The sequence below is a fragment of the Pseudomonas sp. JH-2 genome (genome assembly GCF_036231725.1).
GTDB classification, from domain to species: Bacteria; Pseudomonadota; Gammaproteobacteria; order Pseudomonadales; family Pseudomonadaceae; genus Pseudomonas; species Pseudomonas delhiensis.
Genome location: NZ_JAZAQP010000007.1, coordinates 86,484 through 113,009 on the forward strand (window position 1 = coordinate 86,484; position 26,526 = coordinate 113,009).

The window sequence follows — 26,526 nt, forward strand, 5'->3', positions numbered from 1 at the left end:
TCCCCCGCACAGGAGCCGCCGGCATGTACGACTCTGCACCCAGGGCCTCGGGGCCCGCGGAGGAGGATTTCCTCTTCACCTTCGAGACCCACGTCCTGCAGAAGGCCCTGCCCGCCTTCGAGGAAGCCAGCCGCTTCGCCCGCGACCGCGGCCTGGACTGCCAGGTCGAGTTGCTCGTGGACGAGGACGACCACCTGCAATTGTGCCTGTTCGCCCGCCTGGGCAGCAGCCAGCAGCCGAGCTTCTACCGCATCGTCGCCGATACCGAACTCCAGGGCCTGGTCCACGAGCAGTACGCCGCCCATGGCCAGCGCACGCGCCGCCTGGGCGCGCACCTGGACTCGCTGGACGGCGAGGTGCTCGACGAACAGCTCGCCGAGTTCTTCCAGCTGGCCTTCGGCATGCACCTGGACGAGCCGGGGCACCGACGAGCCAGCGGCTTCTAGCAGCCGCCCCTTTCCCTGCCGTTCCTCGCATCGCCTCCCGCAGGCGGGTTTTCGCACGACACTGTATGCATGAGACCGTGCGCATGAATGGATCGCACGCGCCCGCGCAGGTGGGGTCTGAACAGAGGTACGGGCCACGATGCCCGCTGGAGGAATGCCCATGAAAAGCCCCGTGGATACCCCGCACCCCGATCCGGTGGTGACCCGCGAAGCCGATGAACTGGAGGAGCTGGTGGAGCTGGACCCGGTCGACAGCGGCCAGGAGCCACACCTGTCCGCCGCCCACCAGGAAGGCGTGATCGACGAGCAGCACTGAGCGCCCGGGACCTTGCATTCTGCCGTGCAGGCTTTGTGCGATCGTGCGCAATGCACGCTCACGTCTTCGCTTCTCTCCATCAACCTGCTGATTTGAAAAGAGAAAATTTTCAAGCGAAGCTGGAACGCATGCTGCAACAGCTCTCCTATCGGCTTCACGGATACCAAGGGAGAGCGTCATGCACAACGACCGTAGCCAGGCCCCGCAACTTCTCGGCGAACAGTTCAGCGACTATCGCATCGACCTCCAGCAACGCCCGGATGGCGGCCTGCTGCTGAGGCTGCGCGACAACGAAAGCCGGCGCCTGCTGACCACCTGGGCCATCCCGGCCAGCGAATGGCGTGACCCGACGCGCCTGAACAACTTCATCGAACGCATCCGCCGCGACCTGCTGACCGCCGAGGGCCAGCCCCTGCAGGAAGACCAGGTGGACTGCTTCCGCAAGCGCATCGAACTGCAGACCTTCAACCCCGGCCAGGGCTGCCACCGCCAGCGCAAGATCGTGGTGGCCGGCGAGCGCCTGCGCGCCCTGGCGGCCAACGCCTGAGTCAGTCCGCGCCCTGGCGGAACTGCCCGGGGGTGGTCCCGCTCCAGCGGCGGAAGGCCTTGGCGAAGGCGCTCTCGTCGGAGAAGCCCAGGCGCTCGGCCACGTCCGCCAGCCGCGCGGGGCCCTGCAGCAGCTGCTCGGCCATGGCGTGCAGCACCCGCTCGCGCAACAGCTTGAAGCTGCTGCCCTCCTCGGCCAGGCGCCGGTTCAGGTGCCGGCCGCTGAGGCCCAGGCGTTCGGCGACACGCTCCTTGCCCCACTGCGGGTGTTCGCGCAGCAGCCCCTGCACCTGGGCCGCCAGGCTCTGCGCGCCCAGGCGCTGCAACTGGGCGTCGGCCAACTGGCGCAGGTGCTCGCGCATGGGCGCGTTGGCCTGGATCAGTGGCACTTGCAGGTCGCTATCGGCGAACACCAAGCCATCTTCGCCTGCGCCGAACCCGGGCAGCAGGCCCAGCAACTCGCGGTAGCTGCCCGCCTCGCCGCGGGCCCCGTGGCCGATGCGCACCGCCTGCGGGCGCACGCGCTCGCCGGTGATCCAGGCGCTCAAGCGCACCAGGCTGGCCAGCACCGCTTCCACCCGCGCCTCGCGGCGCACGCTGTAGCTTGGCTGGTAGGCCAGGGCCACGCCGCCGGCTTGGTGGCGCAGGCTGAACGCGCTGCCCTCGGCGATGATCGGGTAGTACTCCAGCAGCGCCTCCAGGGCCTCGCCGAAGGTCTCGCAGCTCATCAGCAGGGCGCCGACCATGTCCAGGTGGCCGACCTGCAGGGCGCTGCCCAGGCGCAGGCCGAGCAGCGGGTCGGCGCTGGCCGCGCACAGGCCCTCCCACAGCTCGTCCTGGCGCGCCAGCGGGATGCGCGCCTCGCGGCCCAGTTCGCGCAGTTCGGCGGGCAGCTGCAGGCCCAGGCGCGCGGCGGCCTGGAGGATGCCCTGGGCGTAGTGGACGGTGATCGAGGGGCTGTTGGGCATGGTCCCGAAATAACCGGAAAAAGTCCTGATTGAGCCATCAAAGCGCGGCGTGGGGCGGGTATCCTTGCCCATTACAACGAGAAACACAAACGAGCCGCGCATGCCTTGCACCCCCTGCCCCGCGCCCCTTCGGGAGGCGCGCTGATGCCCACCGTCCACCTGGAATTCGCCGGCGCCTCGATGCTGGCCCTGAACGTGATCATCGCGCTGATGATGTTCGGCGTCTCCCTGGAACTGCGCCGCGAGGACTTCGCCCGCATCGTCCGCGCGCCCAAGGCGCCGCTGATCGGCATGCTCATCCAGTTCCTGCTGCTGCCGGCCGGCGCCTGCCTGCTGGCCAACCTGCTGCCGATCGACCCGCAGCTGGCCCTGGGCATGCTGCTGGTGGCCACCTGCCCCAGCGGCAGCTTCTCCAACGTCATGACCTGGCTGGCGCGCGGCAACGTCGCGGTGTCGGCCAGCGTCACCGCGGTGTCCGGGCTGTCCGCCGGGTTCTTCACGCCGTTCAACTTCGCCCTCTACGCCAGCCTTGCGCCGGAGACCCGCGCGCTGCTCACGCAGATCCGCATCGACCCGCTGGAGCTGCTGGCCACGGTGCTGCTGGTGCTGGTGGCGCCGATGCTCGCCGGCATGGCCCTGGGCCGGCGCCGCCCGCAACTGGCGCGGCGCCTGGAGAAGCCCATGCGGGTGTTCTCGCTGCTGGTGCTGGCGGCCTTCGTGGTCATGGCCTTCGTCAAGAACTACGCACAGTTCGTCGCCTACTTCCACCTGTTCTTCTGGCTGGTGGCGCTGCTCAACGGCGTGGCCCTGGGCCTGGGCTACCTGTGCGCACGGGCCTGCCGGCTGGCCGAGGCCGACGTGCGCGCGGTGACGCTGGAGAGCGGCATCCACAATTCGGCGCTGGGCATGGCGCTGATCCTGACCTTCTTCCCCGAGGCCGGCGGCATGCTGCTGATCGCCGCCTTCTGGGGCTGCTGGCAACTGCTCACCGGGCTGGGCCTGGCGCTGTTCTGGTCGCGCCGCGCGCCATTGCCGGGCCTGGCCGCCTCGGCGGGAAGAGCGCCATGAGCTACGTGGCGCCGACCCTGGGCAGCTTCATCCTGCTGGCCTACACCCTGGAGGCCGTCACCGGTTTCGGCAGCGTGGTGCTGGCGCTGTCTCTCGGCGCCCTGCTGCTGCCCATCGAGCAACTGCTGCCGGTGCTGGTGCCACTGAACGTCGGCCTGACCAGCTACCTGGCCTGGCGCCACCGCCGCCTGGTGCAGTGGCGGCTGCTGCTGGCCACCCTGCTGCCGGGCATGCTGCTGGGCATGGTGGCCGGCTACCTGCTGCTGCCCTGGCTGGACCCGCAACTGCTCAAGCGCGGCCTCGGCCTGCTCATCCTCTGGTTCGCCGCCCGCGAGCTGCAGCGCAGCGCCAAGGGCACGCCGCGCGGCCGGGTGCCCGGCTGGGCGATGCGCCTGGCCACCGGCGCCGCCGGCGTCTGCCAGGGCCTGTTCGCCTCCGGCGGGCCGCTGCTGGTCTACGCCCTGGCCGGCCAGCAGCTGGACAAGTCGCGCCTGCGCGCCACCCTGGTGTGCGTCTGGTTCACCCTGAACGGCCTGCTCACCCTGGCCTTCCTGCTCGACGGCCGGCTGCGCCCGGCCCTGCCCCAGGTGCTGGCCTACGCGCCGCTGCTACCGCTGGGCCTGTGGCTGGGCGAGCACCTGCACCGGCGCTGCGCGGAACGCCACTTCCGCCTGGCCATCCACCTCCTGCTGCTGGTCAGCGGGGTCCTGCTGCTGTCTCCCTGGAGCCTCCTGTGAGCTACGACATCATCGTCAAGAACGGCCTCTACTTCGACGGCAGCGGCGCCCCCGGCACCCTGCGCCACCTGGGCATCCGCGCCGGGCGCATCGACACCCTCAGCGCCTCGCCGCTGGACGAGGCCGGCTGCCCGCAGGTGCTGGACGCCGCCGGCAGCTGGGTGACCCCGGGCTTCCTGGAAATCCACTCGCACTACGACGCCGAGGTGATAGCTGCGCCAGCGCTGAAGGAATCGGTGCGCCACGGCGTGACCACGGTGGCCCTGGGCTCCTGCTCCATCAGCATGGTGCTGGGCGAGGCGGAGGACTGCTCCGACCTGTTCACCCGCGTCGAGGCGGTGCCCCGCGAGGTGGTGCTGCCGATCCTGCGGGAGAAACGCATCTGGCGCGACGCCGCCGGCTACCGCGCCTTCTACGAGCAACTGCCGCTGGGCCCGAACCTGTGTTCCTTCCTCGGCCACTCCGAACTGCGCGTGGCGGTGATGGGCCTGGAACGCGCCACCAGCGGCGCCAGGCCCACCGAGGCCGAGCTGCGGCGCATGGAGCAACTGCTCGACGAAGCGCTGGACGCCGGCTGCTTCGGCCTGTCGGTGATGACCACGCGGCTGGACAAGATGGACGGCGAGCGCGCCTGGTCCAGCCCGCTGCCCTCCACCTTCGCCAGCTGGAAGGAGTTCGCCCGCCTGTTCGCCGTGTTGCGCCGGCGCGGCGCGCTGATGCAGGGCGCGCCCAACGCGGTGACCAAGATCAACGTGTTCGCCTTCCTCTGGCAGGCCCACGGCTGGTTCCGCCGGCCGCTCAAGTGCAGCATGCTCACCGCCCTGGACCTCAAGTCGCAGCCCTTCATGCACCGCATCACCCGCGCCTCCGGCTGGCTGGCCAACCGCGTGCTGCGCGGGCGCTTCCGCTGGCAGACGCTACCGGCGCCCTTCGTGGTGCGCATCGAGGGGTTGAACATGAACGGCTTCGAGGAATTCGGCGCCGGCGAAGTGCTGCGCGACATCAAGGACCCGGAAGAACTCTACGCGCGCATCCAGGACCCGGCCTTCCGCGAGCGTTTCCGCAAGGACATCAAGGCCACCCTCAGCCTTGGCCTGTGGCACCGCCGGCTGTCCGACTGCTGGGTGCGCGAATGCCCGGACGCGAGCCTCGTCGGGCGCAACTTCGAGGAGATCGGCCAGCAGCAGGGCAAGGACGCAGTGGACGCCTTCTTCGACCTGGCCAGCCAGTACCGCAACGCGCTGAAGTGGACCACCTGCTACGGCAACCACCGCCCGCAGGTGATGGCCCGGCTGCTGGCCAGCCCCTGGACGCAGCCGGGCTTCGCCGACTCCGGCGCGCACCTGGCCTCCCACGCGCAGTACAACTTCCCGCTGCGCCTGCTCAAGTACGTGCGCGACGCCGAGCTGGCCGGCCAGCCGTTCATGGACGTCGGCCGCGCGGTGCGGCGCCTGACCGGCGAACTGGCCGACTTCGCCGGGCTGGACGCCGGCTACCTCCGCGTGGGCGACCGCGCCGACCTGGTGATCGTCAACCCCGAAGGCCTGACCGACGAGCTGGACGAGGTGAGCGAGGCGCCCATGGAAAACCTCGGGCTGGTGCGCCTGGTCAAGCGCAACGACGCGGCGGTGGAGGCCACGGTGATCAACGGGCGCGTGGCGTACCGGCGGGAAAGCGGCTTTGCCGAGGAGCTGGGCAAGGAACGCGGCTTCGGACGCTTCCTGCCGGGCCGCGAAGTGGTACCGGCGTAGCGCGGATGAATCCACCCACGCCATTCCCCTGTAGGAGCGCGCCCTGCGCGCGATTTCGCGGGCAGGGCCCGCTCCTACAGGTTTCCGGGAGGCACGGCATGTCCCCGTAGGAGCGGACCTTGTCCGCGATAGCCGGAACCACCGGCGCGGTTCGCGGATAAGATCCGCTCCTACGCTGCCCCACCCACGCCATTCCCTGTGGCACGAATCGCGGACGGAGTCCGCTCAGGCACGCTCCGCCTGTTCACGCACCAGGCTCGCGCGGTAGCTGCCGCAGCCCTTCCACAACAGCCCTATGGTCAGCAGCGTGGCCACCGCGGAGACGATGGCGATGGACGCCCCCACCGCCGCCGGGTCGCCGAACACCCGGTCGGTGATCAGCGCCACCAGGGTGGTGCCCAGGCCCACCGCCAGCAGGTTGCTGACCAGCAGGAAGATCGCCGAGACCTGCGCGCGCACCTGGTTCGGCGCCAGGTTCTGCATGGCCGTGGTGGAGGTCGGCAGGGGGAAGGAGGCGAAGAACATCGCCGGCACCAGCAGCGCCAGGGACAGCCACAGCGGTTCCACCAGGGCGAACAGGGCCACCGGCACGAGCATGCCGATGGCGCCGATCACGCCAGTGCGCATGGCCGCGTCGCCGTGGCCGCGGCGGGCCAGCACGTCGGTCAGCCAGCCGCCGCAGTACACGCCGGCGGTGTTCGCCAGCAGCAGTACCACGCCCAGGGTGTAGCCGGTGCTCACCGGGTCCAGGCCGTGCTTGCGCATGTACAGCGCCGGGGTCCAGCTGAGCATGGCGTACAGGGCCATGGCGTAGCAGGAGAAGCCCAGGTACAGGCAGGTGAAGGTCAGCCGGTGGCGGCCGAGGAAGCGCACGCCGTCGCCCGGCGCCACGGCCCTGGCCTGGCCGCTGGCGTCGCGGCTCAGGCCCTTGCGCTGCGGGTCGCGCACGGTCAGCCAGATCAGCAGGCCCACCAGCACCCCGGGCAGGCCGACGATGAAGAAGGTCAGCTGCCAGGCCTTGACCTCGCCCAGCAGCGGCAGCACCACGGCGTGGGTGTCCTTGAGCAGGTCGATGACGTAGCCGCCGACCAGGAAGGCCAGGCCGCCGCCGACGAAGGAGCCGATGGAGTAGATGCCCACCGCGCGCCCCAGTTTTTCCCTGGGGAACAGGTCGCTGAACATCGAATAGGCCGCCGGCGACAGCGCCGCCTCCCCCACGCCGACGCCGATGCGCGCCAGGAACATCTGCAGGAAGTTCTTCGACAGCCCGCAGGCGGCGGTGGCCAGGCTCCAGAAGACCACGCCGATGGCGATGATCCGCGGCCGCGAGAAGCGGTCGGCCAGGTAGGCGATGGGCCAGCCCATCACCGCGTAGAACAGCGAGAACGCCAGCCCGTGCAGCAGGCTGAACTGGGTGTCGCTGAGCTGCAGGTCGGCCTTGATGGGCTCGATCATCAGCGCCAGGATCTGCCGATCCACGAAGGAGAAGATGTACGCCACCATGCACAGGCTGACGACGTACCACTCGTAGGCGTAGCGCCTGGGGCGCAGCTGCGCCGGGGTCTTGGCCTGGGTGTTCATGGGTTCCGCTCCTCTTGCGCCGCTATGGGCGTGTCCGGCAGGAATCCGCCAGGGGCGGGCGAAAGCGTGCGCGGGGCGTGGCACGGGGGGAATTGGCGCATGAGGGGCCTCTTGTTGTTATTGGCGGGCGTGTCGCTACAAGGCGGCCCCGCCTTCGTGGGGCGGGGCCAGGGGCACCTTAGGGGATGGGGCCCGGGCGGGACCATACGGGGAAACGGCCTCGGCATGGGGGTAGGCTCCCGTAGGCATTGGGGTTTTCCTTAGGCGGAAAATCCGCCCGGCAGCGCACCCATGCGCAGGAATATGCAAGACGCCCGCGCCCCGGGCGCCCTACCCTGGCCGCTCGACGATCCAGGAGCTGAAACATGCCGCAAACATCCGCACACCCTCATCAACCGGTCAACCTCGCCGCCAAGCTGGCGGCCATCCACGAGCAGTGGCAGCCGCGCGTGGTGGCCGAGATGAACGACTACCAGTTCAAGCTGGTGAAGCTGGAGGGCGAGTTCGTCTGGCACAGCCATGCCGACACCGACGAGACCTTCATGGTGCTCGACGGCGAGCTGCGCATCGATTTCCGCGACGGCGCCGTGCAACTGCGCGCAGGGGAGCTGTACGTGGTGCCCCGCGGCGTGGAGCACAAGCCCTTCGCCGCGCAGGAGGTGCAGGTGCTGCTGATCGAGCCGCGCGGCGTGGTCAACACCGGCGACCAGGGCGGCGAGCGCACCGCGCCCAACGACGTCTGGATCTGAGCCCCAGCCTCAGGCCAGGCGGTACCAGGCCACGCCCTGCGCGTCCTCGCTGGCCGTCACCCGGCCGCGCTGCACCAGGTAGTTGAGGTTGGCCAGGCACTCGCCGGTGGCCAGCGCCAGCAGGTCCTGGTCGATGCGCCGGGCGAAGAGCGCGCCGAACAGGTCGATGGCGCGCTTCGGGCCTTCCGCCAGCAGCTCCTGCAGGCGCTCCAGGGCCCGCTGGTGGCCGCGCTCCAGGTGCGCCAGGCGCGCATGCAGGGGCTGGAAGGGCTCGTTGTGGGCCGGCAGCACCAGCACGTCATCGGGCACCTCGCGGCGCACCTTGGCCAGGGACTCCAGCCATTGGCCCAGCGGGTCGGCCTCGGGCTCCGTGGGAAACACCGAGACGTTCGGCGAAATGCGCGGCAGCACCTGGTCGCCGGCGACCAGCAGGCGCAGGTCGGGGCAGTGGAAGCTGGCGTGCTCCGGCGAATGCCCGCTGCCCACCACCACCCGCCAGTCATGCCTGCCGATGCGGATACGCTCGCCGTCGCGCAGGCGCCGGTAGCTTTCCGGCAGCGGCCAGATGAACTTGCCGAAGCCGCCGAAGCGCGCGCGGTAGTGGGCGATGGCCGCGTCGTCCCAGCCGGCCCGGCGGTAGAAGCGGATGCCCTCGGGCGGCGCCTCGCGGCCGCTGTCGGCGGCCAGCACGCGGCAGTTCATGTATTCGCCGAAGGTCATCCGCAGTTCGCAGCCGTACTCGCGGGTGAGCCAGCCGGCCAGGCCGACGTGGTCCGGGTGCATGTGGGTGACGAACAGCCGCGTCGGCCGCCGCCCGCCCAGGGCGCCGCCGGGGCCCAGCAGCGCGCGCCAGGCGTCCAGGCTCGCCGGGGTGTGCATGCCGGTGTCGAACAGCGCCCAGCCGTCGCCGTCCTCCACCGCCCACAGGTTGATATGGTCCAGGCTCAGCGGCAGTGGCATGCGCAGCCAGTGCACGCCCGGGGCGATCTCACGGCTGGCGCCGGGTTCCGGCGCCGGGCCGCAGGGGTAGTCCAGGGGAATACGTTCGAATTTCATGGGGCTGCCTGAATCCTGGTGCGGTTCATCTGGGGGGGGGCAACGCCTACGGCGTTATCCGCCATGATCGCGGACGGAGTCCGCTCCTACGCCTCCGGGACACACGGACGTAGGAGCGGACTCCGTCCGCGATTGGGCTCACCGGCCACGCCGGACGCCCCGGTGGCCCGGCCAACGGCGGATAACCGCGAACGGTTATACGCCCTACGGTCCCGGGAACGACGGAGGGAAGGATATGGCAATACTGTGCCAAAGAGTCGCGCCCAGCCCCAGCCACACGGACTATCCGGCCAGGAAATGGCGCATATGCCCTCGGCAAAGGCACAGCTGCCAGCAACCCACCCCACGCGAGGCTCGCCGCCGGCCGGCGCCTGCGCTATCGTCGCCGGCGCCCGCGGGCCCCCCGCTTCGATTCCAGAGAGGACTGACAAGACATGAGCACCCAAGACTCCCCCCTCGACATCCGCAAGATCGGCGTGATCGGCGCCGGCACCATGGGCAACGGCATCGCCCAGGTGTGCGCCGCCGCCGGCCTGCAGGTGGCGATGGTCGACGTCTCCGACGCCGCCGTCGAGCGTGGCCTGAAGAGCATCGACGGCAACCTCGAGCGGCTGATCAAGAAGGACAGGCTGGCCGCCGCCGACAAGCCGGGCATCCTCGCGCGCATCCACGGCGGCACCGACTATGCCGCGCTGAAGGACGCCGACCTGGTGATCGAGGCCGCCACCGAGAACCTCGAGCTGAAGCTGCGCATCCTGCGCCAGGTGGAGGAGCTGGTCGGCCCCGGCTGCGTCATCGCCAGCAACACCTCGTCGATCTCCATCACCCAGCTGGCGGTGGTGGTGAGCAACCCGCAGCGCTTCATCGGCCTGCACTTCTTCAACCCGGTGCCGGTGATGGGCCTGCTGGAAGTGATCCGCGGCCTGCAGACCGCCGACGAGACCCACGCCCGCGCCCTGGCCTTCGCGGCCCTGGTCGGCAAGACCGCGGTGAGCGTGAAGAACGCCCCGGGCTTCGCGGTCAACCGCATCCTGGTGCCGATGATCAACGAGGCCATCTTCGTGCTCCAGGAAGGCCTGGCCAGCGCCGCCGACATCGACGCCGGCATGCAGCTGGGCTGCAACCACCCGATCGGCCCGCTGGCCCTGGCCGACCTGATCGGCCTGGACACCCTGCTGGCGATCATGCAGGTGCTCTACGACGGCTTCGACGACTCCAAGTACCGCCCCGCCCCGCTGCTCAAGGAAATGGTCGCGGCCGGCCGCCTGGGGCGCAAGAGCGGCCAGGGTTTCTTCAGCTACTGACCGCCCCGCGGAAGGGGTCGCGCGCCCCTTCCGCCAGGCAAACGCTATTAGATAGCCATCACATGATCCGCAGCGCCAGGCTCTAGCACGCGGCTTCCAGCCGTAGGAAATTTCCGACGAATGACAACCCGGTCACTGGTACTAGTACGAAAAACTGCTAAAACCTGAACGTTGGAAACCAAAGGAGCTATATCCATGAGGATCATGAAACGTCATGCGCTGGCCTTCGCCGTGATGGCCGCGGGCACCCAGCTGGCACAGGCCAGCGCCCAGGACGAGTCGAAGGGATTCATCGAGGACGCCAGGCTCGACCTGCTGCTGCGCAACGTCTACTGGAACCGCGACTACAAGGACCACACCAACGACGCCAAGGTCTGGGGCCAGGGCTTCATCGGCACCTTCGAGTCCGGCTTCACCCAGGGCACCGTGGGCTTCGGCGTCGACGCCTACGGCCTGCTCGGCGTCAAGCTCGACAGCGGCCGCGGGCGCAACTACACCGGCATCTTCAACGAACACGACGACGGCAAGCCGGTGGACAGCCTGTCCGAGGCCGGCGGCGCGGTGAAGCTGCGCTTCTCCAACACGGTGATCAAGTACGGCAACCAGTTCCCCGACCTGCCGGTGCTCTCCCGCGACGACTCGCGCATGCTGCCGCAGGCCTTCACCGGCGTTCTGCTGACCGGCGAGGAGATCAAGGGCCTGCAGCTGAACGTCGGCAAGTTCACCGCCGACAGCCCCATGGGCAGCCCGGCGCGCGACCCCAACCACCTGGACGAGATCTACCTCTACGGCGGCAGCTACGCGATCACCGACGACCTCAGCGTGGCGCTGTACCACAGCGACGTGCGCGACGTGTTCGAGAAGAACTATGCCAACGTCAACTACACCCTGCCGCTGGCCGAAGAGCAGGCGCTGAACTTCGACTTCAACATCTACCGCACCAAGTACGACGACGGCTCCCAGGCCGCGCTGGACTTCGGCGGCGACGGCGACAACGACCGCAACACCATCTGGAGCCTGGCGGCCAAGTACAGCGTCGGCCCGCACGCCTTCATCCTCGCCCACCAGCGCAGCACCGGCGATGCCGGCTACGCCTACGACTACGGCGACGGCGGCGGCACCATCTACCTGGCCAACTCCTACTACGCCGACTTCAACCTCAAGGACGAACGCTCCTGGCAGGCCAGCTACGAGCTGGACTTCGGCGGCTACGGCGTGCCCGGCCTGACCTACAAGATCGCCTACGTGCGCGGCGACAACATCGACACCGGCGGCGACTCCGACGGCACCGAGCGCGAGCTGTTCAACCAGGTCAAGTACGTGATCCAGAGCGGCCCGGCCAAGGACCTGTCGTTCAAGCTGCGCAACTCCATCTACCGCGCGGACAACGACGTCGGCCCGGACCTCAACGAGGTGCGCGCCTTCATCGAGTACCCGCTGAGCATCCTCTGATGCCGGGGGCCCGCGGCGCCGGCCGCGGGCCCTGCGCCCTACCGTTCGTCGCTGCGGCGCCAGCCACGCGCCTGCGCGGGCCTGCCGGCGGCAGCCACGGCCGCTGCGCTTCCCAGCCCGACTGCCATTTTTTCGCCAGTATCCCGGGCCCGCATTGGCCAGTACGGTGACACCATTGCGCCCTCCGGGCGCTGAACTATGGTGGTCAACAGACCTTCGGCCCGTCTGGGCAATCGGGTTCCCGCAGTCCCGCATCAAGGCCTGACCTCGCAGCAAGGACGCGATCCCCCATCCCCCTTCCTGCCACGCCGGGCATCGATGCCCGTCTTCCCGATCGCGTGCTGTCCTGCAGTCCGCATCGTCCTCTGTGCACCGAGTAGTTCAATACCCGGTCCGCGCGCCGTTCTGCTGAGACCGGACTTCAGAGTGATTGCTGAGGAGTTCCGCTCATGCCGTCCAACCTCACCTACCCCGGCGTCTACATCGAAGAAGTACCCAGCGGCGTGCGCAGCATCACCGGCGTCGCCACCTCCATCACCGCCTTCGTCGGCCGTGCCCTGCGCGGCCCGGTGAACCGCCCGGTGCGCGTGCAGGGCTTCGCCGAGTACAGCCGGCTGTTCGGCGGCCTGTGGCAGCCGAGCACCCTCGGCTACGCGGTCATGCAGTTCTTCCAGCACGGCGGCAGCGACGCGCTGATCGTCCGGGTGTTCAACGGCGACCTCGACGACGACACCGCCACCCTCACCCTGGCCACCGCCGGCGGCAGCCTGGTGCTCGCCGCCGCAAGCCCGGGCGCCTGGGGCAACCGCCTGCGGGCGACGGTGGACCACGCCACCCGCGACAGCGCCGACACCCTGCTGTTCAACCTGCTGGTGGAGGAACTGGACCGCCCCGGCGGCACCACCACCGTGGCCTCGGAAGTGTTCCGCAACGTCTCGGTGGACCCGCTCAGCCCGCGCTTCGTCGACACCCTGCTCAAGGAGCAGTCGGCGCTGGTCCGCGTGCTCACCTCGGCGCCGACCACCGAGAGCCCCGCCGACGCCACCGTCGCCGTGGCCAACGAGGACGGCACGGCCACCGCCGCCGGCACCCTGGGCGACGACGGCGGCGACCTCGACGACGGCGCCATCACCGGCGACCAGGACCTGCGCAGCGGCCTCTACGCCCTGGAGGCGGCCGACCTGTTCAACCTGCTGTGCATCCCGCCGCTGACCCGCGACACCGACCTCGACCCCGCCACCTGGGCCACCGCCGCCGGCTACTGCCAGGAACGCCGCGCCGTGCTGATCATCGACTCGCCGGCGGACTGGACGGCCAACCCGGGCAGCGCCATCGGCGATGCCGAGGATGGAGTGAACGCCCTGCGCGCCAGCGTCGGCAACGACGACGCGATCAACGCCGCGGCCTACTACCCGCGCCTGCGCCTGGCCGACCCGCTGGCGGAGAACCGCCCGGCCGACTTCGCCCCCTGCGGCGCGGTGGCCGGGATCATCGCCCGCACCGACGTGCAGCGCGGCGTGTGGAAGGCGCCGGCGGGCCTGGCGGCGTCCTTCTCCGGCGTGCAGGGCCTGACCTACGCCATGACCGACCGGCAGAACGGCGTGCTCAACCCCCTGGGCCTGAACTGCCTGCGCAGCTTCCCGGTGGCCGGCCACCTGGTGTGGGGCTCGCGCACCCTGGCCGGGGCCGACCTGCTGGCCTCGGAATGGAAGTACCTGCCGGTGCGGCGCCTGGCGCTGTTCCTCGAGGAAAGCCTGTTCCGCGGCACCCAGTGGGTGGTGTTCGAGCCCAACGACGAGCCGCTGTGGGCGCAGATCCGCCTCAACGTCGGCGCCTTCATGCAGGACCTGTTCCGCCAGGGAGCCTTCCAGGGCAGCAGCCCGCGCGAGGCGTACTTCGTCAAGTGCGACCGCGAGACCACCACCCAGAGCGACATCAACCGCGGCGTGGTGAACATCCACGTCGGCTTCGCCCCGCTCAAGCCCGCCGAGTTCGTGGTCATCAAGCTGCAGCAGATGGCCGGCCAGGTCGCCGTCTAGGGAGGAACCTTCCATGGCACAGTTCAGCGTCAACGCCCAGCGCTTCGATCCGTACAAGAACTTCAAATTCCGCGTGAAATGGGACGGCCGCTACGTCGCCGGCATCAGCAAGGTGGGCGCCCTGAAGCGCAGCACCGAACTGGTCGAGCACCGCGAGGGCGGCGACCCCTCCACCTCGCGCAAGTCGCCCGGGCGCACCAAGTTCGAGGCCATCACCCTGGAGCGCGGGGTGACCCACGACACCGAGTTCGAGCGCTGGGCCAACAAGGTCTGGAACTTCGGCGCCGGCCTTGGCGCGGAAGTGTCGCTGAAGGACTTCCGCAAGGACCTGATCATCGAGGTGTACAACGAGGCCGGCCAGCTCGCCCTGGCCTACAAGGTGTTCCGCTGCTGGGTCTCGGAATACCAGGCGCTGCCGGACCTGGACGCCAACGCCAACGCGGTGGCTATCCAGACCCTCAAGCTGGAGAACGAAGGCTGGGAACGCGACTACGACGTGACCGAGCCGACCGAACCCAGCTACAACGAGCCGGCCTGAGGCCATGGCCGCGCTGAGCTGCGCGCAGCTGCTGGCGCTCTGGGAACAGGGCGCGCGCCGCCACCCGCTGGACCGCGCCCTGCTGCTGTTCGCCCAGGCCGCCCCGGAACGCCCGCCGGAAAGCCTCGCCGACGCGCCCCTGGGCGCCTGCAACGCCGCGCTGATGCGCCTGCGCCGCGAGACTTTCGGCAACCGCCTGGCGCTGTGGCTGGACTGCCCCGGCTGCGGCGAACGCCTGGCGTTCGAACTGGAGCCGGCGCAGCTGCCGCCGCTGCAGGCGCCGCCGGAACAGGTCGAGGTGCGGGGCCTGCGCTTCCGCTGCCCGGCCAGCCGCGACCTGGCCGCCATCGCCGGCCTGGCCGACGCCGAGCACGCCGCGCGGCAACTGCTGCTGGCCTGCGCGGAAGACGCCACGGCGCTGCCGCGGGACGAGCAGGCCCTGGGCGAGCTGCGCGAAGCCCTGGAAGCCGCGCTGGAGGCGGCCGATCCCTGGGCCGACCTCGCCCTGGCCTACCGCTGCCCGGCCTGCGGCGCGGAGGGCGAGGCCAGCCTCGACGTCGCCGCCTACCTGTGGGAGGAAATCGACGGCAGCGCGCGGCAACTGCTCGACGAAATCCACCTGCTGGCCCGCGCCTACGGCTGGAGCGAGGCGCAGATCCTCGCCCTGGGCGATGCGCGCCGCGCCGCCTACCTCGCGCGGGTGGCGCCATGAGCGGGCTGCTGCGCCGCCTCGCCGCCCAGGCCGGCGGCCAGCGCGGCGTCACCCTGCACGCGCCGGCGCGCCTGCCGTTCCAGCCGGCGCCCGAACGCCTGGACAGCGGCGAGGCAAGGCTACCGGCAGCCCTGCCCGGCGCGGCGCTGCCAGCCCTCATGGAGTTGCCCGCATCACCGGCCATCACGCCCACGGCAGCCGTGCCGCCAGCCCGGCCACACGCGGCCACGGCGCAGAGGCCAGGTGAAGCGCCGCCGGCTCCAGCCGTGCAAGCCGAGGAGCCTTCGCCCGTCCAGCAACCCAGGCTTCCCGAGCCGCTGCTGGCCGAGCAGCCGTTGAACCTGGTCATCCACGCCCCCGACGCCGCCCCGACGGAAACAGCCGCGCCCACGCCCTTGGCGATGCACGAGACGCCGCCCCATCACCAGGCCCCGCCAGGGGTCGATGCAGCACCGCCCTCGCCCGCCGCCCCGCGCCTGCCACCGCTGCTCGCCCCCATGGCGTCCGCCACCGCGGCGCCGACCCGGGCGGCGCCGCCTCCCGCCGAACCGGTGCCGCGGCAACCCGACGAGGTGCACATCCACATCGGCCGCATCGAGGTCACCGCCATCCAGGAAACCGCGCCCGCCCGCCGCGAGGCGCGCAAGGGCCCGCCGCCGCTGTCGCTGGACGACTACCTGGCGCGGCGCAACGGAGACCGGCGATGAGCAGCGCCCTGGCCATCGCCGGCGTCACCGCCGTGCTGCGCGACCGCCTCAACGACGGCCTGGTCAACCACAACGTCGCCGGCACCCTGGGCACCACCGTGACCGTCAGCGTGCTACCGCCGGACCGCGTGGTGCCAGCCGACGGCACCGAGGCCAGCCAGCTCAACCTGTTCCTCTACCAGGTCACGCCCAACGCCGCCTGGCGCAACCAGGGCCTGCCCGGGCACAGCGCCGACGGCAGCCAGCGCCTGGGCAACCCGCCCCTGGCGCTGGACCTGCACTACCTGCTGTCCGCCTACAGCGGCGGCGACCTGCATGGCGAAATCCTGCTCGGCTACGCCATGCAACTGATGCATGAGTTCCCGGTGCTCACCCGCGAGATGATCCGCACCGCGCTCAGCCCCTCGCCGGACCTCGGCCTGGTCCTCCCCGCCGCGCTGCAGCGCCTCGCCGAATGCGGCCTGGCCGACCAGGTGGAGCAACTGCGCATCACCCCGCAAACGCTGAACACCGAGGAAAGCGCCAAGCTCTGGGCCGCCACCCAGTCCAGTTTCCGCCCCAGCGCCGCCTACCTGGTGTCGGTGGTGCTGATCGAGGCCGAGCGCCCCACCCGCGTGCCGCTGCCGGTGCTCAGCCGCGGCGAGGTCGACACGGACAGCGGCCGCGAGCGCGGCGTGCTGGTCGCCCCCGGCCTTGCGCCGGCGCTGCCGACCCTGGAAGCCATACTGCCGGCCGACGCCCAGCCGGTGGCGCGCCTGGGCCACGCCATCGAGTTGCGCGGCCACCACCTGGACGGCGCGGCCCGCGAGGTGCGCCTGGGCAACCCGCGCTTCGAGCTGGACGAGGTCCTGCCGGCCAGCGGCGCCAACCTCGGCGACAGCCTCGGGCTGCTGATCCCCACGGCCCGCGCCGCCGACTTCCCGGTTGGCGTCTACGCCGCCTGCGCCCGCCTGGTGCGCCCCGGCGAAAGCCTGCCGCGGGAGAGCAACCGGCTGGCCTTCACCCTGGCCCCGGAAATCACCAACCTGCCGCAGAACCTGGCCCGCGACGGCGACGGCAACGTCCTGGTGAACATCGCCTTCACCCCCGTGCTGCGCCCCGGCCAGCGCGCCAGCCTGCTGCTCGGCCAGCGCGAAGTGGCGCCGCAGGCCTTCGCCGCGCCCACCGCCAGCCTCGACTTCCTGGTCGAGGCCGCCGAGGCCGGCGAACACCTGGTGCGCCTGCGCATCGACGGCATCGACAGCGCCATCGTCGACTACGCCCAGGCGCCGCCGCGCTTCCTCGACCAGCGGCTGACCCTCACATGAACGCCCCCGCCGCCCCGGACTGGACCGCCGCCAACCAGCACCTGCTGGCGGCCGAGTTCGCCCGCCTGCGCGCCCTGCTCGGCGACGACGAGGCGGACGAGGCCCAAGCCCGGCTGGACGCCCTGCGCGCGGCGATGGACGAGCCGGCGGCCATCGACAGCCTGGCGCGGCTGTTCGCGCTGAGCGCCTTCGAGCGCGACCTGCTGCTGCTCGCCGCGGGCGTGGAGATGGACGCCCGCCTGGCCCAACTGTGCGCCCAGGCCAGCGGCCAGCCGGCGCGGCCCTGGGCCACCTTCGGCCTGGCCCTGGCAGTGCTGCCGGCGGCGCACTGGAGCGCCCTGGCGCCGCCGGAACCGCTGCGCCGCTGGCGCCTGCTGGAAGTCGACGAGCACGCCGGGCTGACCGCCGGCCGCCTGCGCATCGACGAGCGCGTGCTGCACTTCCTCGGCGGCCTCAACTACCTCGACCCGCGCCTGCAACCGCTGCTGCAGGCAGTGCCGGACGCCGGACTGATGAGCCATGCCCACGCTGCAGTGGTCGCCGCGGCCATCGAGCGCTTGCAGCACGGCCACGGCCGCCTGCCACCGATCCTCCTGCACGGCGACGACGCCCTCGGCCAGCAGGACGTCGCCGCAGAAATCGCCCGGCGCCTGGGCGTGACGCTGTTCCAGCTGCGCGCCGCCGACATCCCCGCCGCGGCCCACGAACAGGCGGCCCTGGCCATCCTCTGGCAGCGCGAGGCGGCCCTGCTCGGCAGCGCCCTGCTGGTCCGCGCCGGCGACGACGACAAGCCGCTGGCGCCCTTCGCCGCGCGCCTGGACGGCCTGCTGCTGGTGGCCAGCCGCGCGCCCTGCGGCCTGGACGGCGAGGCCTTCGCCGTCGACCGCCCGGACGTGCCGGAACAACGCCGCCTGTGGCGCGAAGCCCTGGGCGAGCGGGCCGGCGCCCTGGCCCCGAGCCTCGATGCCCTGGCCGGCCAGTACCGTCTCGGCGCCCGGCGCATCGCCGACATAGCCGCGCAGCTGGACGCCAGCGACCAGGCCCCGGCCCGCCTGCACGCCGCCTGCCGCGGCGACGCACGGGCCATGAGCGAACTGGCCCAGCCCATCGAGGCCCGCGCCCAGTGGCATGACCTGGTGCTGCCCGAGGCCCAGTTGCAGACCCTCCGGCAGATCGCCGTGCACACCCGCCACCGCCTCACCGTGCACCACGACTGGGGCTTCGCCGACGGCGGCAGCCGCGGCCTGGGCATCGCCACGCTGTTCTGGGGCGACTCCGGCACCGGCAAGACCCTCGCCGCCGAAGTGCTGGCCAACGCCCTGGACCTGGCGCTGTACCGCATCGACCTGTCGGCGGTGGTCAGCAAGTACATCGGCGAGACCGAGAAGAACCTGCGCCGCGTCTTCGACAGCGCCGAGGAACTGGGCGCCATCCTGCTGTTCGACGAGGCCGACGCGCTGTTCGGCAAGCGCAGCGAGGTCAAGGACAGCCACGACCGCTACGCCAACATCGAGGTCAGCTACCTGCTGCAGCGCATGGAGGCCTACCGCGGCCTGGCGATCCTCACCACCAACCACAAGGCCGCGCTGGACGGCGCCTTCGCCCGCCGGCTGCGCTTCGTGGTGCACTTCCCCTTCCCCGACGCGGCCCAGCGCGAGGCCCTGTGGCGCGGCGTGTTCCCCGCCGCCACGCCGCTGGCCGGGCTGGACTACGCCCGGCTGGCGCGCCTGGCGGTGCCCGGCGGCAGCATCCGCAACATCGCCCTGGCCGCGGCCTTCCTCGCCGCCGAGGCCGGCACCGCGGTAGGCATGGGGCACCTGCTGCGGGCGGCGCACCTGGAAGCGGCGAAGCGCGACAAGGCGATCTCCGACGCGGAGACGAGGGGCTGGGTATGACGCGCATCGTGCTGCACATCGACCGCCTGCTGCTGCGCGGCATCGACCCGGCGGACGCCGACGCGCTGGCGGCGGCCTTGCGCCAGGAGGTCCAGCGCCTGCTCGGCGCCAGCGGCCTGCCGCCCTTGCAGGAGCAACCGCGGCACGCACGCCGCCCGGACAAGCTGCGGCTCGCCGCCGATGCCGGCGTGCAGGGGCTCGGCCAGGCCGTGGCCGCGAGCCTGGTGCACGGGCCCCAGGGGCTCTGGCCACAGGCGCCGCGCGGTGCGAAGGAGGGAGGGCCGCAGCCATGATCGCCACCCACGGCACCCGCGAGCCCTCGCCCGCCAGCGGGGCCGACTGGCTGCTGCAGCGCAAGTGCGCCTGCGGCGGCGATTCCGGCCCCCAGGGCCAGTGCGAGGAATGCGAACGCGAGGAACAGGCGGCCCTGCAGCCCAAGCTGTGGGTCGGCGCCCAGGACGAACCACTGGAGCGCGAGGCCGACCGCGTCGCCGAGCAGGTCATGGCCGCCGAGCCGCCGGCGAAGATCACGTCCGCCAGCGGCACGCTGGCGCGCAAGCCGGCAACCGCCGGCCCCGGCGCCGGCCAGGCGCCCGGCATCGTCCACGACGTATTGCGCGAACCGGGCCAGCCCCTGGCCGCCGAGGCGCGGGGCTTCTTCGAACCGCGCTTCGGCCACGACTTCGCCCGGGTGCGGGTGCACGCCGATACCAAGGCAGATGCCTCGGCCCAGGCAGTCCAGGCCCGCGCCTATGCCGTCGGCCACGACCTGGTGTTCGCCGCCGGCCAGTACCGCCCGCAAAGCCCCGAAGGCCGGCAACTGCTGGCCCACGAACTGACCCACGTGCTGCAGCAGGGCCCCGGCCTGCACCGCAAGCCGGCCGACAAGCCCAAGGCCGCCGCCCCCGACCCGCTGTGCGCCAAGTTCGACTTCGACAAGGCGCGCAAGGCGGTCGAGGCCCAGGCCAAGCTGGCTGCCAAGGGCGACCTGCTGCAGCTGATCCGCGCGCTCAAGCCGATCCGCCGCTGCGCCAGCGCCGCCCAGCAGACCGAGGTCAAGAGCGCCCTGGCCAGCGCGCTGGCCGCCGACAAGGCGGACGAAGCCTGGAAGGCCGCCGGCACCGCCTTCGGCGGCTACGTCGGCTTCTACCCGGGCTTCGCCCCGGACATCAAGACGCACCTGGGCAAGCTCGGCGCCAGCGAATCGCTGGCCTCCGACACCTTCGAACTGTCCGCCGAGGGCGCCACCCACAAGTCGCGGGCCAAGAAGACCGCCACCGCCGACCTGGGCGACCTGGGGCGCACCGACATCGTCTACTTCCGCGGCCACCAGTACGCCCAGTACAAGGCCCCCGGCCTGTTCGCCAACGGCGACGAGACGCAGGGCTTCGACCTGCGCTACGTCCAGAAGGCCGGCGGCTTCGCCAACGTCAAGCTGATGATCAGCACCAGCTGCGCGACGCTCTGCAAGGAGGCGGTGGCGGTCTTCACCAGCCTGTTCCCCAACGCGGTGATCCTCGGCTACCGCAAGTCGGCGCCACTGCAGGGCGCGGCGGTGCGCAGCGACCTGACCAAGCGCATCAACGAGCTGAACCGGCCGCTGCTGATCGACGACCCCGTCGACGTGGCGGCCATCGTCTCGACCTGGAAGTCGGTGGTCGAGTCGCGCCACAAGGGCGAGACCGGCCCGCAGCCGGGCATCCTCCAGGGCGGCACCGTGACCTACTGGGACGGCTCGGCCTGGCAGACCATCGCCGCCACCGACGCGAAGAACGCCTGCAAGGTCAAGGGAGACTTCCGTGACCAGTATCCGGCGCCCTGAGGGCATGAAAACCATCGGAGGTCGGCGGTGAACAGCCACGCCAGCCTGGCCCCGGCCGCCACCGGCGAACAGCCGGCGACGCTGCTGCAGCGCAAGTGCGCCTGCGGTGGCGAAGCCGCCGGGCTCAGCGGCGAGTGCGAGGAATGCCGGCGCGCCCACGCCCTGGGCCTGCAGCCGCGCCTGGCGGTGGGCGCCAGCGACGACCCGCTGGAGCGCGAGGCCGACCGCGCCGCTGCCCAGGTGCTGGATGCCGGCGCTGCCAGCGAAGCCTCGCCAGGCATCGCCACGCCACGTATCAGCCGCCAACCGGAACGCCCCGCGACGGCGGCCGGGCAGGCGCCGGGCAGCGTCGGCCAGGCCCTGCGCGCCGCCGGGGAGCCGCTGCCACTGCCGGCGAGGGCATTCTTCGAGCCGCGCTTCGGCCACGATTTCGCCCGGGTGCGCGTGCACCACGACGCCACGGCGGCCGACTCCGCCCGTGACGTCGAGGCCCACGCCTACACCGTCGGCCAGCACATCGTCTTCGCCCGCGGCCGCTACCAGCCGCACACGCCCAGCGGCCGCGCGCTGCTCGCCCACGAACTGGCCCACGTCGTCCAGCAGCGCGGGGCCGCCGAGCGGACTGCAGAACAGGCATTGCAACTCGGCGCGCCGGGCGACGCCCTGGAACAGGATGCCCACCGCGCGGTGCAACGGCTGGGCGCGGGCGGGCCGGCCGGGGTCGACGGCGTCCTGCGCCGCCAGCGCGTCCAGCGCTTCTCGGTCACCGAGGAAGCCGCCGGCGGTTGCGGCATCTGCTACGGCGCGGTGTTCGGCCCGCTCGGCACGGCGGAAGCCGGCAACGCCGCCCACGCCATCGTCCAGCTGGCCTTCGTCGCCCGCTTCCCCCGTGGCCGCGTGGAGCTGCCGTTCAGCAGCCCGACCGACGAGAACGGCCGCCTGGACCTGGCCATCGTCACCCGCGAGAACGGCATCCCGGTGCGGGTGCAGATCGGCGAGATCAAGGCGGCGACGCCCCACGGCGAGCGCGAGGGCGTGGATGACCTGAACTTCTACGAAGCCGCCGTGCAGGAAGCCTTCGCGGTCGAGAACCCGGACGTGGAGGTCGAACGCCTGCGCACCAGCATCCCCGTCGGCCGCGGCCTGCCCATGCCGGACCCGCTGGCCGCCTCCGCCGGCTGCCTGCAGCAGCGCCTGTCAGTGGTGATGATGCAGCCCGGGCTGTTCGGCTACTTCTGCGCCCCGCCCTTCTCCGAGGCCCGCCGGCTGTGCTCCTGCCGGCCGCCGCGGCGCGAACGCGAGGACGTGGAGGTGCCGGTCCCGGTGCCCGTGCCGCGCACGGTGCCGCAGCCCCACTCGGTTCCCGGCACGCCACCGGTGGTGGACAGCGTGCCCGAACCCAGGCCCGAACCGCAGCCGCACCCGACGCCCGAGCCGGAAACCGAACCCGTGCCCGACACCCCGCCGGACAACGTGGTGCCCTTCCCCGGCCGGCCCAGCCCGGGAACGGAGGAAGAAGGCGCGCCCCAGGAAGACGGCGAGTGGGTGCCCCAGGCGGCGCGGGTCGGCTGGCTGGGCGCGGCGCTGACGGCCACCTCGCTGCTGATGCGCTCGGCCCTGCGCAATGCGCCCCAGGCGGCCGGGCGGCGCGTCACCGCCTACGCCCAGGCCTTCGCCGTAGTCGCGCTGCTGGTGTTCTATGCCGGACGCGCCGAGGCCCGCGTGGGCCCGGGCGAATCGCCGCTGGAAACCCTGTTCGAAGCGATGCACAACGACGGCATCGAGGTGCCGCCGGAGCTGCGCGAGCGCCTGGAGCACGACGAAGCCCTGCGCAACGCGCTGGAGCAGGCGGCGCAGACCGGCGACCTCAGCGCCGCGCAGCAGCAGATCGCCAACCAGATGATGCGGGTGATCGCCGAGAACCCCGACGCCTTCAGCGACGAGGACCTGCAAGTGCTGGCCAGCGCCACTGAAATGGCCAGCGGCGGCGAGGTGGCCACGCAACCCACCCTGGAGGCCATGCGCGCCGCGCTCGAAGCCCGGCGCCGCGGCGAGCCGGCCGACGCGGGTGGTGGCGGCGACGCGGATGCCGATGCGGACGCCGCGGCCGAGCCGGCGCCCGCCCCGACGCCGGCGGAACCGTTGCCGGGCATCTCCGACGAACTCAACCGGCGCCTGGCGGCCAACCCCGAGGTGCGCCGGCTGTTCGACGCCATGACCCGCCGCGGCGGCAGCGGGCCAAGCGTCACCGACGAAGTGGTCGAGCGCTTCCTCGCCATCGTCCCCGCCGACCTCGCCGGCGCCGAGGCCGACCGGCTGATCGCCGGGCTCGGCGGCGTGCAGGGGCAGACGGTCGACGAGATTCTCGCCAGCCTGCAGGCCGCGGTGACCACGGTGCGCACGCCGGCCGGCAGCGAACCCGACGCCGAACCCAGCGAGGACGATGCGGCCACGCCCACACCCGCGCTGCCCGAGCCGGCGCCGGCCACGGCCGAGGCCGCAACGCCCTCGGAAGTCGGCCGGCGCATCGCCGCGCTGCTGGCGCGCTCGCCCACCATCGGCCGCATCCTGGTGCCCAAGACCAGCCTGGCGGTCGGGCAGACGGTGGTGACCTTCGTCGCCCGCCAGCGCGGGGAGTACGTGGTGGGCGCCTTCGTGCGCCTGACGCCGACGCAGCGGCTGAGCGACGACAGCTGGCGCGTCACCCTGCACCGCTCCAGCTGGTTCAACGCCTCCGGGTTGTTCGTCGAGCAGTGGCCCGCGACCGACCAGACCACGGAGCTGACCTATGCGAACCCTTGAGGACAGGAGGCCGGCATGACGCTGAGCAGCTCACCGCGACTGATCAAGGCCGGCCTGGTGCTGGTCGACCCCGGCTCGGCGCAGGTGCGCCGGGTGATCGCCCTGCAGTACAACCCCGAGAAGCTGCGCCGCAGCCTGCAGGTGCAGGGCATGGGCGATGGCGCCGAGCGCTCGGATGCGCTGCGCCTGAAGGGCCCGGCGGTGGAGACCTTCCAGCTGGAGGCGGAGATCGACGCCAGCGACCAGTTGGAATTCCCCGAGCGCGACCGGACCGCCAGCGAAGTCGGCATCGCCCCGCAGCTGGCGGTGCTGGAGGCGCTGGTCAACCCGCGCGCGGCCGACCTGCTGGCCAGCCAGGCGCAGGCGGCCTCGGGCATCCTCGAGATCGCCCCCCTGGAATCGGACCTGGCCCTGTTCGTCTGGGGCGCCCAGCGCATCGTGCCGGTGCGGGTGACCGACTTCTCCATCAGCGAGGAGGCCTTCGACCCGCAGCTCAACCCGATCAACGCCACCGTCACCCTCGGCCTGCGCGTGCTGTCCGTCGCCGACCTCGGCTTCGAGCACAAGGGCGGCGGGCTGTTCATGGCCTACCTGCAATCCCGCGAGAAGCTGGCCGGCAAGGCCGCCACCTTCGGTTTCGACGCCCTCGGCATCGGAGGCCTGCCATGACCGACCCGCTCAAGGTCTTCCTCCAGGCCAACGCCCTGACCGCCCCGGCCTTCGCCCCGGACAGCCGCTACCACGGCCTGGACATCGCCCAGTGGACGCGCCCCGACGGCGTGGCGCTCAGCTACGTGCGGCGGCGCTTCGTGCCGCCGCCGGAGCACTTCGCCGCCCTCGGCGAACACCAGGTGGAAGCCGGCGACCGCATCGACAACCTCGCCGCCCGCTACCTGGGCGACCCGCAGCAGTACTGGCGGCTGTGCGACGGCAACGGCGCGCTGCGCCCGGACGAGCTGACCGAGACGCCCGGGCGGACGCTGCGCATCACCCTGCCCGAAGGGGTGCCGGGGGACGAATCGTGAGCAGCGCCATACACCTGAGCCTGCTGATCGGGCCCATCGTGCCGATCCCGGTGCCGGCGCTGCTGATCGACGCCCTGGAAGAGGTCAGCGTGACCCATGCCAGCGAGGGCGCCAGCGGCTTCCAGCTGCGCTTCAAGGTCAACAGCCGCTCCGAGCTGAACACCCTGTTCCTGATCGCCGTGGGCAACAACACCAGCCTGGGCACGCCACCGCTGCGGGTGGTGCTGATCGTCACCCTCGGCGGGCGCGCGCAGCCGCTGTTCGACGGCGTGCTGACCCACGTCGAGGTGCAGGCCGGGCAGGACCGCCAGGCCGGCAGCATCACCCTGACCGGCGAGGACCTGAGCAAGGTGATGGACCTGATCGACTTCTCCGGCCTGCCCTACCCGGCCATGCCCATCGAGGCGCGGGTGGCGCTGATCTGCGCGAAGTACGCGGCCTTCGGCATCATCCCGCTGCCGATCCCGGCGCTGTTCCCCGACGTGCCCATCCCCATCGAGCGCATCCCCGCCCAGCAGGGCACCGACCTGGCCTACGTCCGCCAGCTCGCCGAAGAGGTCGGCCACGTGTTCTACATCGAGCCGGGCGAGGTGCCGCTGACCAGCATCGCCTACTTCGGCCCGGAGATTAAGGTCGGCCCGCCGCAGCCGGCGCTGAACGTCGACATGGACGCGCACACCAACGTCGAGTCGCTGAACTTCAGCTTCGACCCGACCAAGGGCGTGCTGCCGGTGGTGTACATCCAGAACCCGCAGACCCGCGCGCCCATTCCCATCCCGATCCCCAACCTCAACCCGCTGCAGCCGCCGCTGGGCGCCCTGCCGGCGCCCATCGCCAACCTGAAGATGATGAAGGACACGGCCAAGCTGAACCCCATGCAGGCCATCAGCGCCGGCCTGGCCGAGGCGAAGAAGTCCCAGGACGCGGTCAGCGCCAGCGGCAGCCTCGACGTGCTGCGCTACGGCCGCGTGCTGCGCGCGCGGCGGCTGGTCGGCGTGCGCGGCGCGGGGGTGGCCTACGACGGCCTGTACTACGTCAGCAGCGTCACCAGCACCCTGGCCCGCGGCAAGTTCACCCAGAGCTTCCAGCTGACGCGCAACGGCCTGGTCTCCATCACGCCGAGGGTGCCCGCATGAGCCAACGCTACTACGGCAAGTACCGCGGCATGGTGCTGAACAACGTCGACCCCATGCAGCAGGGCCGCCTGCAGGTGCAGGTGCCCGACGTGGCCGGGCTGGTGCCGGCGAGCTGGGCCATGCCCTGCGTGCCCATCGCCGGGCTGCAGAACGGCATGGTGGCGCTGCCGGTGATCGGCTCCGGGGTCTGGGTGGAGTTCGAGCAGGGCAACCCCGACAGCCCCATCTGGGTCGGCTGCTTCTGGGGCAGCGCCGCGGAAGTCCCGGCGCTGGCCCTGGCCACCCCGCCGGGGCTGCCGGCGATCACCCTGCAGACGCCGCTGCAGAACGGCCTGACCATCTCCGACCTGCCCGGCCCCACCGGCGGCATCATGCTCAAGAGCGCCACCGGGGCGACGCTGATCGTCAACGACACCGGCATCTACATCCAGAACGGCAAGGGCGCCGCGCTCACCCTGGTGGGCCCGGCGGTGACCATCAACAACGGCGCGCTGACGGTGATCTAGGGGCCGCCCACGTTTCGCTGCAGCCGCGACGGAGCGCCATTTGGTGCAGAACAAGGCGCGAGG

The 26,526-nt window shown here is 71.5% G+C and carries 25 protein-coding genes; 22 read left to right on the top strand and 3 right to left on the bottom strand.

Annotated elements, in window-relative coordinates; translation table 11 throughout:
- Positions 1-23 precede the first annotated feature (23 nt).
- The 3 genes from VV867_RS07165 to VV867_RS07175 all read left to right on the top strand — a co-directional run bounded on the left by VV867_RS07165 (position 24) and on the right by VV867_RS07175 (position 1,309).
- The gene (locus VV867_RS07165) at positions 24-446 is read left to right on the top strand and encodes a hypothetical protein (RefSeq protein ID WP_109932362.1); all 423 of its coding nucleotides are present in this window, start codon (positions 24-26) and stop codon (positions 444-446) included.
- A 160-nt stretch (positions 447-606) separates the two neighbouring features.
- Positions 607-762, top strand: a complete 156-nt coding sequence (locus tag VV867_RS07170) for a hypothetical protein (RefSeq protein WP_009621884.1) — start codon at positions 607-609, stop codon at positions 760-762.
- 178 nt (positions 763-940) lie between these two features.
- Positions 941-1,309, top strand: coding sequence for a DUF3509 domain-containing protein (locus VV867_RS07175; protein WP_089393223.1), 369 nt, complete (start codon positions 941-943; stop codon positions 1,307-1,309).
- A 1-nt stretch (position 1,310) separates the two neighbouring features.
- Here VV867_RS07175 and VV867_RS07180 read toward each other — a convergent pair whose 3' ends face one another.
- Positions 1,311-2,276, bottom strand: a complete 966-nt coding sequence (locus tag VV867_RS07180) for an AraC family transcriptional regulator (protein ID WP_109932366.1) — start codon at positions 2,274-2,276, stop codon at positions 1,311-1,313.
- A 144-nt stretch (positions 2,277-2,420) separates the two neighbouring features.
- Between VV867_RS07180 and VV867_RS07185 the strand changes: the two genes are divergently transcribed.
- From VV867_RS07185 to VV867_RS07195, 3 genes are read left to right on the top strand one after another with little or no spacing between them, the layout of a single operon-like run.
- A complete protein-coding gene (locus tag VV867_RS07185) occupies positions 2,421-3,344 on the top strand; it encodes a bile acid:sodium symporter family protein (protein WP_328565974.1) in 924 nt (307 codons plus the stop codon).
- The gene (locus VV867_RS07190; RefSeq protein ID WP_328565975.1) at positions 3,341-4,081 is read left to right on the top strand and encodes a sulfite exporter TauE/SafE family protein; all 741 of its coding nucleotides are present in this window, start codon (positions 3,341-3,343) and stop codon (positions 4,079-4,081) included. The genes VV867_RS07185 and VV867_RS07190 overlap by 4 nt, the downstream gene beginning before the upstream one ends.
- On the top strand, positions 4,078-5,832 hold the full coding sequence (locus VV867_RS07195) for an N-acyl-D-amino-acid deacylase family protein (protein ID WP_328565976.1): 1,755 nt from the start codon (positions 4,078-4,080) through the stop codon (positions 5,830-5,832). The genes VV867_RS07190 and VV867_RS07195 overlap by 4 nt, the downstream gene beginning before the upstream one ends.
- A gap of 225 nt (positions 5,833-6,057) precedes the next feature.
- Here VV867_RS07195 and VV867_RS07200 read toward each other — a convergent pair whose 3' ends face one another.
- Complete coding sequence (locus VV867_RS07200; protein ID WP_109932374.1) at positions 6,058-7,413, bottom strand: spinster family MFS transporter; 1,356 nt, start codon at positions 7,411-7,413, stop codon at positions 6,058-6,060.
- A 365-nt stretch (positions 7,414-7,778) separates the two neighbouring features.
- Between VV867_RS07200 and VV867_RS07205 the strand changes: the two genes are divergently transcribed.
- The gene (locus VV867_RS07205; protein WP_109932186.1) at positions 7,779-8,162 is read left to right on the top strand and encodes a cupin domain-containing protein; all 384 of its coding nucleotides are present in this window, start codon (positions 7,779-7,781) and stop codon (positions 8,160-8,162) included.
- Positions 8,163-8,171: 9 nt separating this feature from the next.
- Here the strand turns inward: VV867_RS07205 and VV867_RS07210 are convergent, their stop codons facing one another.
- On the bottom strand, positions 8,172-9,218 hold the full coding sequence (locus VV867_RS07210) for an MBL fold metallo-hydrolase (protein WP_328565977.1): 1,047 nt from the start codon (positions 9,216-9,218) through the stop codon (positions 8,172-8,174).
- Between the two features lie 434 nt (positions 9,219-9,652).
- Between VV867_RS07210 and VV867_RS07215 the strand changes: the two genes are divergently transcribed.
- The 15 genes from VV867_RS07215 to VV867_RS07285 all read left to right on the top strand — a co-directional run bounded on the left by VV867_RS07215 (position 9,653) and on the right by VV867_RS07285 (position 26,463).
- The gene (locus VV867_RS07215; protein ID WP_328565978.1) at positions 9,653-10,522 is read left to right on the top strand and encodes a 3-hydroxybutyryl-CoA dehydrogenase; all 870 of its coding nucleotides are present in this window, start codon (positions 9,653-9,655) and stop codon (positions 10,520-10,522) included.
- A gap of 195 nt (positions 10,523-10,717) precedes the next feature.
- Positions 10,718-11,974 (top strand): OprD family porin, encoded by a 1,257-nt coding sequence (locus tag VV867_RS07220; protein WP_328565979.1) that lies wholly within the window; start codon positions 10,718-10,720, stop codon positions 11,972-11,974.
- Between the two features lie 449 nt (positions 11,975-12,423).
- Positions 12,424-14,013, top strand: coding sequence for a phage tail sheath family protein (locus VV867_RS07225; RefSeq protein ID WP_109932194.1), 1,590 nt, complete (start codon positions 12,424-12,426; stop codon positions 14,011-14,013).
- Positions 14,014-14,026: 13 nt separating this feature from the next.
- Positions 14,027-14,551 (top strand): phage tail protein, encoded by a 525-nt coding sequence (locus VV867_RS07230; RefSeq protein WP_074980862.1) that lies wholly within the window; start codon positions 14,027-14,029, stop codon positions 14,549-14,551.
- A gap of 4 nt (positions 14,552-14,555) precedes the next feature.
- Complete coding sequence (locus VV867_RS07235; protein WP_328565980.1) at positions 14,556-15,263, top strand: hypothetical protein; 708 nt, start codon at positions 14,556-14,558, stop codon at positions 15,261-15,263.
- On the top strand, positions 15,260-15,970 hold the full coding sequence (locus VV867_RS07240) for a hypothetical protein (RefSeq protein WP_328565981.1): 711 nt from the start codon (positions 15,260-15,262) through the stop codon (positions 15,968-15,970). The genes VV867_RS07235 and VV867_RS07240 overlap by 4 nt, the downstream gene beginning before the upstream one ends.
- A complete protein-coding gene (locus VV867_RS07245; RefSeq protein WP_328565982.1) occupies positions 15,967-17,277 on the top strand; it encodes a DUF4255 domain-containing protein in 1,311 nt (436 codons plus the stop codon). Before VV867_RS07240 ends, VV867_RS07245 begins: the two co-directional genes overlap by 4 nt.
- The gene (locus VV867_RS07250; protein ID WP_328565983.1) at positions 17,274-19,172 is read left to right on the top strand and encodes an ATP-binding protein; all 1,899 of its coding nucleotides are present in this window, start codon (positions 17,274-17,276) and stop codon (positions 19,170-19,172) included. The genes VV867_RS07245 and VV867_RS07250 overlap by 4 nt, the downstream gene beginning before the upstream one ends.
- Positions 19,169-19,465 (top strand): hypothetical protein, encoded by a 297-nt coding sequence (locus tag VV867_RS07255; protein ID WP_328565984.1) that lies wholly within the window; start codon positions 19,169-19,171, stop codon positions 19,463-19,465. The genes VV867_RS07250 and VV867_RS07255 overlap by 4 nt, the downstream gene beginning before the upstream one ends.
- Complete coding sequence (locus tag VV867_RS07260; RefSeq protein WP_328565985.1) at positions 19,462-20,994, top strand: eCIS core domain-containing protein; 1,533 nt, start codon at positions 19,462-19,464, stop codon at positions 20,992-20,994. The genes VV867_RS07255 and VV867_RS07260 overlap by 4 nt, the downstream gene beginning before the upstream one ends.
- A 27-nt stretch (positions 20,995-21,021) precedes the next feature.
- Positions 21,022-23,796: an eCIS core domain-containing protein gene (locus VV867_RS07265; RefSeq protein WP_328565986.1), complete on the top strand. Its 2,775-nt coding sequence runs from the start codon at positions 21,022-21,024 to the stop codon at positions 23,794-23,796.
- Between the two features lie 15 nt (positions 23,797-23,811).
- On the top strand, positions 23,812-24,465 hold the full coding sequence (locus VV867_RS07270; protein WP_109936473.1) for a hypothetical protein: 654 nt from the start codon (positions 23,812-23,814) through the stop codon (positions 24,463-24,465).
- Complete coding sequence (locus tag VV867_RS07275) at positions 24,462-24,821, top strand: hypothetical protein (RefSeq protein WP_328565987.1); 360 nt, start codon at positions 24,462-24,464, stop codon at positions 24,819-24,821. The genes VV867_RS07270 and VV867_RS07275 overlap by 4 nt, the downstream gene beginning before the upstream one ends.
- The gene (locus tag VV867_RS07280) at positions 24,818-25,957 is read left to right on the top strand and encodes a hypothetical protein (protein ID WP_328565988.1); all 1,140 of its coding nucleotides are present in this window, start codon (positions 24,818-24,820) and stop codon (positions 25,955-25,957) included. The genes VV867_RS07275 and VV867_RS07280 overlap by 4 nt, the downstream gene beginning before the upstream one ends.
- Positions 25,954-26,463, top strand: coding sequence for a phage baseplate assembly protein V (locus VV867_RS07285; protein ID WP_109936471.1), 510 nt, complete (start codon positions 25,954-25,956; stop codon positions 26,461-26,463). The genes VV867_RS07280 and VV867_RS07285 overlap by 4 nt, the downstream gene beginning before the upstream one ends.
- Positions 26,464-26,526 lie beyond the last annotated feature (63 nt).

Excerpts from the sequence above, each read along its gene's own strand:
- VV867_RS07210 (WP_328565977.1), bottom strand. The coding sequence starts at position 9,218 with ATGAAATTCGAACGTATTCCCCTGGACTACCCCTGCGGCCCGGCGCCG.
- VV867_RS07190 (WP_328565975.1), top strand. The coding sequence starts at position 3,341 with ATGAGCTACGTGGCGCCGACCCTGGGCAGCTTCATCCTGCTGGCCTAC.
- VV867_RS07250 (WP_328565983.1), top strand. The coding sequence starts at position 17,274 with ATGAACGCCCCCGCCGCCCCGGACTGGACCGCCGCCAACCAGCACCTG.
- VV867_RS07230 (WP_074980862.1), top strand. The coding sequence starts at position 14,027 with ATGGCACAGTTCAGCGTCAACGCCCAGCGCTTCGATCCGTACAAGAAC.
- VV867_RS07260 (WP_328565985.1), top strand. The coding sequence starts at position 19,462 with ATGATCGCCACCCACGGCACCCGCGAGCCCTCGCCCGCCAGCGGGGCC.
- VV867_RS07220 (WP_328565979.1), top strand. The coding sequence starts at position 10,718 with ATGAGGATCATGAAACGTCATGCGCTGGCCTTCGCCGTGATGGCCGCG.
- VV867_RS07235 (WP_328565980.1), top strand. The coding sequence starts at position 14,556 with ATGGCCGCGCTGAGCTGCGCGCAGCTGCTGGCGCTCTGGGAACAGGGC.
- VV867_RS07285 (WP_109936471.1), top strand. The coding sequence starts at position 25,954 with ATGAGCCAACGCTACTACGGCAAGTACCGCGGCATGGTGCTGAACAAC.
- VV867_RS07175 (WP_089393223.1), top strand. The coding sequence starts at position 941 with ATGCACAACGACCGTAGCCAGGCCCCGCAACTTCTCGGCGAACAGTTC.
- VV867_RS07205 (WP_109932186.1), top strand. The coding sequence starts at position 7,779 with ATGCCGCAAACATCCGCACACCCTCATCAACCGGTCAACCTCGCCGCC.
- VV867_RS07215 (WP_328565978.1), top strand. The coding sequence starts at position 9,653 with ATGAGCACCCAAGACTCCCCCCTCGACATCCGCAAGATCGGCGTGATC.
- VV867_RS07180 (WP_109932366.1), bottom strand. The coding sequence starts at position 2,276 with ATGCCCAACAGCCCCTCGATCACCGTCCACTACGCCCAGGGCATCCTC.
- VV867_RS07165 (WP_109932362.1), top strand. The coding sequence starts at position 24 with ATGTACGACTCTGCACCCAGGGCCTCGGGGCCCGCGGAGGAGGATTTC.
- VV867_RS07275 (WP_328565987.1), top strand. The coding sequence starts at position 24,462 with ATGACCGACCCGCTCAAGGTCTTCCTCCAGGCCAACGCCCTGACCGCC.
- VV867_RS07185 (WP_328565974.1), top strand. The coding sequence starts at position 2,421 with ATGCCCACCGTCCACCTGGAATTCGCCGGCGCCTCGATGCTGGCCCTG.
- VV867_RS07170 (WP_009621884.1), top strand. The coding sequence starts at position 607 with ATGAAAAGCCCCGTGGATACCCCGCACCCCGATCCGGTGGTGACCCGC.
- VV867_RS07255 (WP_328565984.1), top strand. The coding sequence starts at position 19,169 with ATGACGCGCATCGTGCTGCACATCGACCGCCTGCTGCTGCGCGGCATC.
- VV867_RS07225 (WP_109932194.1), top strand. The coding sequence starts at position 12,424 with ATGCCGTCCAACCTCACCTACCCCGGCGTCTACATCGAAGAAGTACCC.
- VV867_RS07200 (WP_109932374.1), bottom strand. The coding sequence starts at position 7,413 with ATGAACACCCAGGCCAAGACCCCGGCGCAGCTGCGCCCCAGGCGCTAC.
- VV867_RS07270 (WP_109936473.1), top strand. The coding sequence starts at position 23,812 with ATGACGCTGAGCAGCTCACCGCGACTGATCAAGGCCGGCCTGGTGCTG.
- VV867_RS07245 (WP_328565982.1), top strand. The coding sequence starts at position 15,967 with ATGAGCAGCGCCCTGGCCATCGCCGGCGTCACCGCCGTGCTGCGCGAC.
- VV867_RS07240 (WP_328565981.1), top strand. The coding sequence starts at position 15,260 with ATGAGCGGGCTGCTGCGCCGCCTCGCCGCCCAGGCCGGCGGCCAGCGC.